At 60.1% G+C, this 1426-nt stretch carries 2 protein-coding genes; both read left to right on the top strand.

Annotated elements, in window-relative coordinates; all coding sequences use genetic code 11:
• Positions 1 to 307 precede the first annotated feature (307 nt).
• The gene (locus BIZ39_RS22580; RefSeq protein WP_316248276.1) at positions 308 to 955 is read left to right on the top strand and encodes a hypothetical protein; all 648 of its coding nucleotides are present in this window, start codon (positions 308 to 310) and stop codon (positions 953 to 955) included.
• The coding region (gene lnt, locus BIZ39_RS21735) for an apolipoprotein N-acyltransferase (RefSeq protein ID WP_316248277.1) at positions 898 to 1426 on the top strand (529 nt) is incomplete at its 3' end. The genes BIZ39_RS22580 and lnt, both read left to right, overlap by 58 nt.

Here is a 1426-nt window from a genome sequence, read left to right as displayed (position 1 = left end):
GTATCGCAAAGCTAACGTACTGCTCCCCAACACAGCCACTGTCGTGCTGGCCGAATACGAAGCAGCTCCCAGCTTACGGCGCACCTAGTCGAGTCCAGAAACATTCACTTTGCCACCCTGGCCAGCCGGCCGAATGAATTGACGCAGCTTGATTAAGCGGAGCAAGAAAGCATGAGCCACAGGGTTGATCCTGGATTCGGAGGCGAGAGAGCATTGGGTGATAAGTGCGCGCTACCCTCTAGCCTATACACGGGCGTGCGCTATAAGCCGCTTCTGACAGGGGATGGCTCTACTTGCTGGAGGCGCCATGCCGCTTGCCTTTGCCCCTGTGGGCTGGGCATGGCTTGCGGTGATCGCTCTGGCAACATTTTTTGTCCTGACCGCGCAGTCTTCAAGGCGTCAGGCGCTGTGGTCGGCCTACCTCTTTGGCCTTGGCTACTTCGGCGTGGGTGTCTCCTGGGTCTTTATCAGCATTAGCCAGTACGGCAATGGCCCCGTGGTGGCGGTGTTAGTCACGGCGGCCTTTGTCTCGCTGCTCGCCCTCTTTCCATGGGGCGTCGCGTACCTCGTGCGCTGCCTGCGCCCTGAGATGGATGCAATGGCACTCTGGCTAGGGCTACCTGCGGCATGGGTGCTGAGTGAATGGATGCGCACCTGGTTCTTGACCGGCTTTCCCTGGCTCTTCATTGGCTACAGCCAGACCGACACCACACTTGCCACTATCGCTCCCGTCTTTGGCGTGCTTGGCGTGAGTTTACTGGTGGCACTTCTCGCTGGCGGGCTTGCCTGGGTTGTCCAGGGGCCAAGCCTGCGCCGTGCTGCGGTAGTCGGTGCCGTGTTAGTCGCTACCCTCGCCGGCTTGCAACTGACAAGAAATGGGACCCGAGATACCGGGACATCACACTTGAGCGCTATCAGGCGCTTACCGCGCAGCATCTCGGAGCCGATATCGTGATCTGGCCAGAAGCGGCAATCCCGATGTGGCATGACCAGGCCAAAGCATATCTTGCTGAGCTTGAGGCGTTAGCCGATCAGGCAGGCACATCGTTAATGATTGGCGTCCCGGTACGCGAGGCGGAGGGCCGTACCTACAACGCCGTGGTAAGCCTCTCCGATCCCTCAGGCTTCTACTACAAACGCCACCTGGTGCCCTTCGGTGAATATGTTCCGTTTCGGGATCTTTTGGGGTCGGCCCTCGACGTGCTCGGGGCGCCCATGTCCGACTTCACACCGGGACGGGAAGCGCACGTCCTGAATGCAGCAGGGGTGCCCGTAGGGGCACTCATCTGCTACGAGGCGGTCTTTGGTGCCGAAGTCACTGAGCTTCTGCCCGAAGCGCAGTTACTGGTGAATGTCAGCAACGATGCCTGGTTCGGCAGCTCGCTCGGCCCCCTCCAGCATTTCCAGATGGCACGCATGCGTGCCA

Origin of the sequence: Alteromonas sp. BZK5 (genome assembly GCF_014349115.1) — a bacterium.
Classification (GTDB): Bacteria; Pseudomonadota; Gammaproteobacteria; order Enterobacterales; family Alteromonadaceae; genus Alteromonas; species Alteromonas macleodii.
This window is presented reverse-complemented; position numbering and strand designations above follow the sequence as displayed.

Bases quoted from the DNA above. Each gene is read 5' to 3' on its own strand.
- BIZ39_RS22580 (WP_316248276.1), top strand. From the start codon at position 308: ATGCCGCTTGCCTTTGCCCCTGTGGGCTGGGCATGGCTTGCGGTGATC.